We start from the raw sequence: 8,360 nt of genomic DNA, 5'->3' as shown, positions 1-8,360 counted from the left end.
CGCCCCGTCCCCCACCCCCGCGGCCCGGCGCCCCGGCCGCGGGGCCACCGGGCCTCGGTGTCTGCTCCCCGGGACAACCGGGCCTCGGCGTTCTCGCTCTACCCCTCGACGGCGCCGAGCTGTCCCATCAGCCCGAGCATGTCGTACTGCCACCAGCCCTCGACGATCTTCCCGTCGTCGCGGAAGCGGTGGACGACCGTGCCCGTCATCTCCACGTCCATCCCGGTCGGCTGCAGCCCCATGAAGTCGCCCGTGTGGTTCGCCTTCCACGTCCACCGCGTGCAGACCCGGTCGCCCTCGGCGACCTGGTCGTCGATCTCGAACGTGAAGTCGAAGCCGCCCCGCCACATCTCGACCTCGCGCCGCACCGCGTCCATCCCGATCACGTCCTGCTCGTTGGTCGGATCGTGATCGTGGTAGCCCTCCGCCAGCACCTCGTCGAGCAGCGCCAGCTCCTGCTCGGTCGCAAACATCTCCAGCAGCCTGCGGGCGTTGTTCTTGTACAGCGCCTCGTCCCGTACGACATCCAGGTCCGTGAACGTCGGCATCTCGTCGCAGAGCGCCACCATCTCCCGGAAGATCCGGTCGGTCTCCGGAAGCTGCGAGTTCTGCATGGCCACGTCGTACGAGGGGAACTCGACGATCTCCACCACGTGCGAGGCGTCGGAGCGGTCCTTGCCGACGATGCTGTGGGTAGCGGTCCGTTTGCCCTGCGTCTGCTCGACCCACCGGTCCATGAGCCGGTTCAGGTCCTCGACCCGGCTCGTCTTGCAGTCGATGATCTGCACGAAAGTCATGACGCCTCCCGACCCAGGTAGGACCTTTCCAGTCTAGGTCTGCGGGCTACGCCGAGCGCGTCAGGTCCGACGCCCGTACCTCCTCCGCGAACGGTTCCCCCCGCCCGTACCGCGCCACCTCCTCGAGTGCCTGGTCCGCCATGCGGTGGAGTTCGTTGCCCAGGGAGCCGGCGACGTGGGGGGTGAGGAGGACGTTCGGGAGGGTCCACAACGGTGATTCGGACGGTGGGAGTTCCGGGTCCGTCACGTCGAGGATCGCGTGGAGGCGGCCCGAGACGAGGTGGGGGAGGAGGGCCGTCTCGTCGATCAGGGAGCCGCGGGCGGTGTTGATCAGGGTCACCCCGTCCGGCATCGCCGCCAGCTGCGCCGCGCCGATCATGCCGTGGGTGGAGGGGAGTTGCGGGGCGTGGATCGAGACGATCGTGCTGCGGGCGCAGAGTTCGTCGAGGCCGACGAGCGCGGTGCCGGGCGGCGGGATCGTCACGTACGGGTCGTACAGCAGGATCTCGAAGTCGAAGGGGCGGAGGAGTTCGACGACCCGGCGGCCGATGCGGGAGGCGCCGACGATGCCGATCGTGCGGCGGTAGTTGCCCCACGGGGCGGATTCGGTGAGCCAGGTGTCGTCGGTGCGGAGTTCCGCGTACCGCTGGGCCGAGCGCAGGACGCGTTTCCCGGCGAGGAGGATCGCGGCGAGCGTGTACTCGGCGACCGGCAGCGCGTTGGCCGCGGCGGCCGAGGTGACCCGGAGGCCCCGCTCCCAGCAGGCCTCGGTGATGTGGTGCTTGACCGAGCCCGCCGCGTGGACGACCGCCTTGAGCCGAGGGGCGCGGGCCAGGGCCTCGGCCGTCAGCGGCGGCGCTCCCCAGCAGGTCAGGAGGATCTCCGCCTCGGCCAGGGCGGCGGCGACCCGTGGGTCCGGGGCCGTCAGGTCGTGGGCGACGAGGTGGGGGTCGGTCCGGCTGAGGCGGGCCAGGCGGGTGCGGTGGGCGTCCGTGAGGAGGCGGTCGTCCACGCCGGGGCCCATGGCGAGGAGGAGGGACGGGCGGTTGTCAGTGGTCGGGTGCATCGTGGGACCTGTGCTCCTCACTTGACGCTGCCGGCCGTCAGACCGGCCTTCCAGTGCCGCTGGAGGGAGACGAAGGCGACGACGAGGGGGACGACGGCGAGCAGGGATCCGGTGACGACGAGGGGGTAGTAGTCGGGTTCGGCGTGGGCGTTGCTGTTCCACGCGTACAGGCCGAGGCTCAGCGGGAAGAGCTTCTGGTCCGAGAGCATCACCAGGGGGAGGAAGAAGTTGTTCCAGACGGCGGTGAACTGGAAGAGGAAGACGGTCACGAAGCCGGGCATGACCATGCGCAGACCGATCGACCAGAAGACGCGCATCTCGCCGGCCCCGTCGATACGGGCGGCCTCCAGGGCCTCGTCGGGGATGTAGCCGGCGCAGAAGACCCGGGAGAGGTAGACGCCGAAGGGGTTGACGAGGACGGGGATCAGGACGGCCCAGTAGGTGTTGACGATGCCGACCTCGCTGGCGAGGAGGTACATCGGCAGGGCGAGCGCGGTGGTGGGGACGAGCACGCCCAGGAGGACGAGGCCGAAGAGCTTCTCCTTGCCCCGGAAGTCGTAGACGTGGAAGGCGTATCCGGCGGCGACGCTGATCAGGGAGCAGGCGAGGGCGCCGAGTCCCGCGTAGAGGAGGCTGTTGGCGTACCAGTGGAAGTAGATGCCGTCGCTGTACGCGGCGAGCCGGGAGAGGTTGCCGTCGAGGTCGAAGCCCTCGAAGGAGAAGGCGTCTCCGGCGAGGAGGCCTCCGGCGTCCTTGGTGGCGGCGGTGAGCAGCCAGACCAGGGGGAAGAGCATGTAGACGACGGCGAGGACGAGGGCGCCGTTGACGGCCGTCTTCGAGAGCCATCTGTTCGGCGTGCGGGTGCTCATGCCGTCTGCTCCTTCCGCGCCGCGGCGGGCTTGCGCGCCGGTGCCTGCTTCGGTGCCGCGCCCGGCTTCCGGCGGCCGGTCAGCCTGGTCACCGCGAAGGAGAGCAGCGCCGCCGTCAGGGCGAGGAGGACGGAGGCCGCCGCGGCGAGTCCGTAGTCGTTGCGGTCGAAGGCCGCGGTGTAGGCGTACATGTTCGGCGTCCAGGTGGAGGTGACGGCGGAGCCGGTGCCCTTGTTGAGGATGAGCGGCTCGGTGAAGAGCTGGAGGGAGCCGATGATCGTGAAGAGGCCGACCATGGCGAGGGAGGCCTTCACGAGCGGGACCTTGATGGCGAAGGCGATGCGCCAGGCGCCGGCGCCGTCGACGGTGGCCGCTTCGATGACGGAGCGGTCGATGGCCTGGAGGGCGGCGTAGAAGATGACCATGTTGTAGCCGAGCCATTCCCACAGGGCGATGTTGACGACGGACGGCAGGGTGCCTTCGGGGGAGAAGAAGTCGAAGCCGAGGCCGCCGGCGTCCATGGCCTGCACGACCGGGCTGAGCTGGGGTGTGTAGAGGTAGACCCAGATCAGGGCGGCGATGATGCCGGGGACGGCGTGCGGCAGGAAGAGCGCGAGCTGGAAGAAGCGGCGGGCGCGGGCGAGCGCCGAGTCGAGCAGGAGGGCGAGGCCGAGGGCCCCGGCGAGCAGCAGCGGGATGTAGAGCAGGCAGTACCCGAGCAGGACGCCGAAGCCCTCCAGGAAGGCCCGGTCACCCAGCGCCGCGGTGTAGTTGTCGAGGCCGGTGAAGACGGTCTCGGTGCCGCCGAAGCCCAGTCCGGACTGCTTCTCGGTGAAGAGGCTGAGCCAGACCGCGTATCCGATCGGCACCACCATCACCGCGGTGAAGAGGACGAAGAAGGGGGTCAGCAGAAGTGTGGCGGCGCGGGTGCGGGCCTTCATCGGGTCAGCCCTCGACCTTCAGGCCGCGCTTGGTGAGTTCGGCGACGGTGGCGTCGTGGCCGGCCTTGACGGCGTCGGCGATGCCGGGGCCGCCCTGGGCGATCTTTCCGAACCGGTCCTTGATCGCGGTGTTGGTGGTGCCGGTGGTCGGGCCCCAGGACCAGTGGGGGTTGATGGAGGCGCCGGCGGCCTCGAAGAGGGTGTAGATGTCCTGGCCGCCGTAGAAGCTCGCGTCGAAGGCCTTCTTGGCGACGGGGCGGAGGGAGGCGGCGGCGGGGAAGGCGCTGGAGGTGCCGGAGGCGATGCGGGCCTTGATGCCGGCCTCGGTCGTGGACATCCACTCGGCGAAGGTGACGGCCGCGGCCTTCTGCCTGCTGTCCTTGGTGACGGCGAAGGAGGTGCCGCCGAGCATGCCGCTGGCGGGCTTGCCGTCCCAGGTGGGGATGGGGGCGACGGCCCACTTGCCGCCCATCTCGGGCACGTTGCCCTTGAGGACGCCGGCGCCCCAGGAGGCTCCGAGGTAGCCGACGGTGGTGCCGTTCTTGAGGGAGCCGACCCATTCGGGGCTGAAGGAGGCGTCCTTGTGGACGAGGTCGGCGTCGAGGAGGCCCTGCCAGTAGGAGGCGACCTTGCTGGTGGCGGCGTCCGTGGTGTCGATCTTCCAGGTGTCGTTCTCGGCCTTGAACCACTGGGCGCCGGCCTGCCAGGCCATGGCTTCGAAGGTGGTGGGGTCGTCGGGGAAGAAGGTGGCGATCCGGGCCTTGGCGTCGGCCTTCCTGACCTGCTCGGCGGCCTTCTTGAACGCGTCCCAGGTGGTGGGGACCTCGACCTTGTACTGCGCGAAGAGGTCCTTGCGGTAGAAGAAGGCCTGCGGGGCGGCGTCGAAGGGGACGGCCCAGGACTTGCCGCCGAGGGTGGTGAGTTCGACGGACTGCGGGAGGAGCTTGGCGCGGTCGGCCTCGGTGAACTGGTCGCCGATGTCCTGGAGGGCGCCGGAGCTCACGAACTCGGGGAGCGAGGAGTACTCGATGGAGACCAGGTCGGGGGCGTTGCCCGCCTTCACGGCGTTGGAGATCTTGGCGTAGCCGCCGGCGGTGCCGGAGGGGATCTCCTCGAACTTCACCTGGATGTCGGTGTGGGAGGCGTTGAAGGCGTCCACGACGTCCTTGGAGCCCTTGGCCCAGCCCCAGAAGGTGATGGTCACGGGGCCGTTCGGCTTGTTGGCGGTGTCGTCACCGCCGCCGCCGCAGGCCGTGAGGACGGCCAGGGCGGTGGCGGTGCCGGCTATGACGCGGGACGTTCTGCTCCAGGTACGGGTCACGGCACGGCTCCTGAGGGCGGGGCGGCTGGGTGGTTGTGGCCGTGATCCTGTGACCGTTCATGACCGAAGTCAAGAGCGAAAGATTGATTGATCGAAAAAAGATCAAACTGAGGGTGTCGTGCTCGCCCCGCACGAGGCCCGGACCCGCAGCCACGGCAGCAGGCTCAGATGGCGCCGTGCCGCGTCCTCGTCGGAGGCCTCCGTGAGCCGCTCCACCAGGAGTTCCGTGGCGTGCCGCCCCACCTGTCGCTTCGGCGGGGCGACCGCCGTCAGCGGGGTGTCGGCGAGGGCGGCGACCTCGTCGTCGTACGCGATCAGGGCCAGGTCCTCCGGCACCCGCACGCCCAGCTCGGCCAGGCGCTGCACGATCTCGATCGCGTCCACGTCGTTGTGGACCAGGGCCGCGCTCGCCAGGCCCGAGCCGACGGCCTCGTGCAGGGCCCGCACCGCCCGCTCGAAGCCCTCCGGGTCCGCCTCCGCCGGTACGGAGTCGATGACCGGGCGCGGCTCCTTCAGGCCCAGGGTGCCCAGCGCCTCGGCGTAGCCCGCGCGTACGGCGAACGCGGTCGGGGAGTCCCGGCGGGCCACGAGCAGCGGCGTGGCGTGGCCGAGCGAGAGCAGATGGCGCAGGGCGAGCAGCACGCCGTGGGCGTGGTCGGAGGCGACCCGGTCCAGGCCGTCGAGCGGGCTGCCGGGCTCGGCGCGGCGCTCCAGGAGGACGGCCGGCACGGGCAGCTCGGCCAGCCAGTCGCCGTACGCGAGCCGGTCCTCGGGCAGTCCGCGCCAGCCGGGCGCGACGAGGACGCCCTCGGCGCCCGCCGCGAGGAGGCCCTCGGTGCGGGCGCGGTCCTCCTCCGGCCGGTAGTCGGAGATCCGCAGCACGAGCCGCGCCCCGGCGCGGGCGGCCGCCTCGTGCGCCCCCCGGATGACCTCGGCGAAGTAGTACGTGGCGGAGGGCACGAGCAGGCCGAGGACCAGGCCCTCGCCGGAGCGTCCGCCGCCGGCGGCCCCCCGCTGCGGCCAGGAGACCTGGCCGTGCACCCGGTCGAGCAGGCCCCGGCCGGCCAGGACCTCGACGTCCCGGCGGGCGGTGACGGGGGAGACCCCGAGGCGTTCGGCCAGTTCGGAGACGCGGGCGGTGCCGCGCTCGCGCACCAGGGCCAGCAGTCGGTCGTGTCGTTCGGCAGCACTCTCGCGCACGGCGCAGTTCCCCCTCGCGGTGGTGGTGGTCCGTCGAGCCTAACTCCAGAAATGATCGAACGACAGAAGTTTCGATCATTCGCTCCGATTCTCTTGACGTTCGATCGGAGTCTGTTCAGGATTCCCGCGACGCAGACGTCCTCGCACGGATAGGGCCTGTCCGACCATTCCCGTCGGGTCCGGCCCGCCCGGCACGCACTCCCCCGTAGCCCTTCGGGCACGGGAGGTGCCCCCACGCCGCACGGCCGAAACGCCCAAGTAGCTCCGCTACGAGGGCGCCCCGGCCGCACGCCGATCGCACGCACCGAACGACCCGGCCTGATCCGACGCGAATGGTCGGACAGGCCCTAGGGAGCATCATGCCCACGCCGCCCGAGAACCGTGAGCTCAGCCCGTACACCGGCTGGACCCGTGCCCACTGGGAGGCCACGGCCGACCGGCTCCTCCTGGACGTCCGCCCCTTCGCCTCCCCGGGAGGCGGCCTCATCGACCTCCCCGGCCCCCGTCCCAGCTGGTCGGGACCCCGCTCCGACGGCCTGGAGGGCTGGGCCCGCACCTTCCTCCTCGCCGCCCTCCGCGTCGCGGGCGCCCACGGCGAGGACCCGCACGGCCACCTCGACCGGTACGCCGAAGGCCTCGCCGCCGGGACCGAGAAGCCCGGACGCCAGGACCAGGACTCCTGGCCCGAGATGGCCGGCACCCGCCAGGCGATCGTCGAATCCGCCTCGATCGCCCTCGGCCTCCGCCTCACCCGCCCCTGGCTCTGGGACCGCCTCGACGACCGCACCCGCCGGCAGGTCGCCGACTGGCTCCTGCCCGCCCTCGGCCCCTCACCCGTCGACAACAACTGGTGGCTCTTCGGCCTCACCGTCGCCGGCTTCCTCCAGGACACCGGCATCGAGACCGACCGCGCCGCCGCCACGATCGACCGCTCCCTCGCCCGGATCGAGGACTGGTACCTCGGCGACGGCTGGTACAGCGACGGCGACAACCGCGCCTTCGACCACTACAACGCCTGGGCCCTGCACTTCTACCCCGTCCTCCACGCCCTCCTCTCCGGCGACCGGGACCTCCTCGACCGGTACGGCCCCCGGCTGCGCGCCCACCTCGACACGCACGTCCACCTCTTCGACGCGAACGGCGCCCCCGTCCCGTACGGGCGCTCCCTGATCTACCGCTTCGCCGCGGCCGCCGCCCCCTGGCTCGGCACCCTCACCGGCCACACCCCCCTCACCCCCGGCGCCACCCGCCGCCTCGCCTCCGGCACCCTGCGGTACTTCCTCGACCGCGGCGCCACCGACGAGCGCGGCCTCCTCACCCTCGGCTGGCACGGCCCCCACCCGCCGCTCGTCCAGGACTACTCGGGCCCCGGCTCCCCCTACTGGGCGTCCAAGGGCTTCCTCGGCCTCCTGCTGCCCGCGGACCACCCCGCCTGGACCGACCCCGAGGAACCCCTGCCCGCCGAACGCGCCGACACGGTCCTCCCCGTCGCCCCCGCCGGACTGCTCGTCCAGACCACCGCCGCCGACGGGCTCGTACGCCTCCACAACCACGGCAGCAACCACGTCCACAGCGCGCCGGGCGAGGAGGACGACCCCGGCTACGCCCGCCACGCCTACTCCACCCGTACGGGACCCGGTACGGGAACCGCCGACAACCACTTCGCCCTGCTCGTCGACGGCCGGGCCACCACCCGCGGCCCCGCCGTCCCGCTCAGCACAGGACCCGACCGGGCCGCCTCCCTGCACCACCCGCTGCCCGGCGTCCGGGTCCTCTCCGCGACCCTCGTCCACGGCCGCGCCGAACTCCGCGCCCACCTCGTCCTCGGCGCCCCGGAAGGGACCCCCGTACGGCAGACCGGCTGGGCCGTCACCCCCGACGGCCCGCACGCGCAGCTCCACCCGGTCCACGGCTACCGCCCCGAAACCGCGGAACTCCCCACCGGGGAGACCCTTCAGGGCCCCGGCAGCCGGACCCTCGCCCTGCACGGCACCACGAGCGGCCCGGCATCGCTCTTCGCCGCCCTCGCCTCCCTCACCGCCGAACCCGACCCCACCCCCGTGTCGGACCTCGCGAAGGTCCGGGTCGACGGCCGCCTGTTGACCGTGACCTGGCAGAACGGCACCACCGTGCGACTGGACCTCTGAATCTCCGACTCAGGTCACC

The 8,360-nt window shown here is 71.7% G+C and carries 7 protein-coding genes; 1 reads left to right on the top strand and 6 read right to left on the bottom strand.

Going from position 1 to position 8,360, the window contains the following annotated elements; all coding sequences use genetic code 11:
• Positions 1 to 98 precede the first annotated feature (98 nt).
• From ACWGN5_RS29485 to ACWGN5_RS29460, 6 genes are all read right to left on the bottom strand, one after another.
• Positions 99 to 797, bottom strand: coding sequence for an ester cyclase (locus tag ACWGN5_RS29485; protein WP_453520683.1), 699 nt, complete (start codon positions 795 to 797; stop codon positions 99 to 101).
• A gap of 46 nt (positions 798 to 843) precedes the next feature.
• On the bottom strand, positions 844 to 1,863 hold the full coding sequence (locus tag ACWGN5_RS29480; protein WP_453520681.1) for a hydroxyacid dehydrogenase: 1,020 nt from the start codon (positions 1,861 to 1,863) through the stop codon (positions 844 to 846).
• A gap of 17 nt (positions 1,864 to 1,880) precedes the next feature.
• Positions 1,881 to 2,732 carry a carbohydrate ABC transporter permease gene (locus ACWGN5_RS29475; RefSeq protein WP_453520679.1) on the bottom strand — a complete coding sequence of 284 codons (852 nt, stop codon included), beginning with the start codon at positions 2,730 to 2,732 and terminating at the stop codon, positions 1,881 to 1,883.
• Positions 2,729 to 3,673, bottom strand: a complete 945-nt coding sequence (locus ACWGN5_RS29470; RefSeq protein ID WP_453520677.1) for a carbohydrate ABC transporter permease — start codon at positions 3,671 to 3,673, stop codon at positions 2,729 to 2,731. Before ACWGN5_RS29470 ends, ACWGN5_RS29475 begins: the two co-directional genes overlap by 4 nt.
• Positions 3,674 to 3,677: 4 nt before the next feature.
• Positions 3,678 to 4,994, bottom strand: a complete 1,317-nt coding sequence (locus ACWGN5_RS29465) for an ABC transporter substrate-binding protein (RefSeq protein ID WP_453520674.1) — start codon at positions 4,992 to 4,994, stop codon at positions 3,678 to 3,680.
• A 102-nt stretch (positions 4,995 to 5,096) separates the two neighbouring features.
• Positions 5,097 to 6,194 (bottom strand): substrate-binding domain-containing protein, encoded by a 1,098-nt coding sequence (locus ACWGN5_RS29460; protein WP_453520671.1) that lies wholly within the window; start codon positions 6,192 to 6,194, stop codon positions 5,097 to 5,099.
• A gap of 359 nt (positions 6,195 to 6,553) precedes the next feature.
• On the opposite strand from ACWGN5_RS29460, the gene ACWGN5_RS29455 reads away from it, so the two are divergent.
• Entirely contained in the window at positions 6,554 to 8,341 is a 1,788-nt protein-coding gene (locus ACWGN5_RS29455) for a DUF2264 domain-containing protein (RefSeq protein WP_453520670.1), read from the top strand.
• Positions 8,342 to 8,360 lie beyond the last annotated feature (19 nt).

The sequence above is a fragment of the Streptomyces sp. NPDC055815 genome, assembly GCF_053616475.1.
This window is presented reverse-complemented; position numbering and strand designations above follow the sequence as displayed.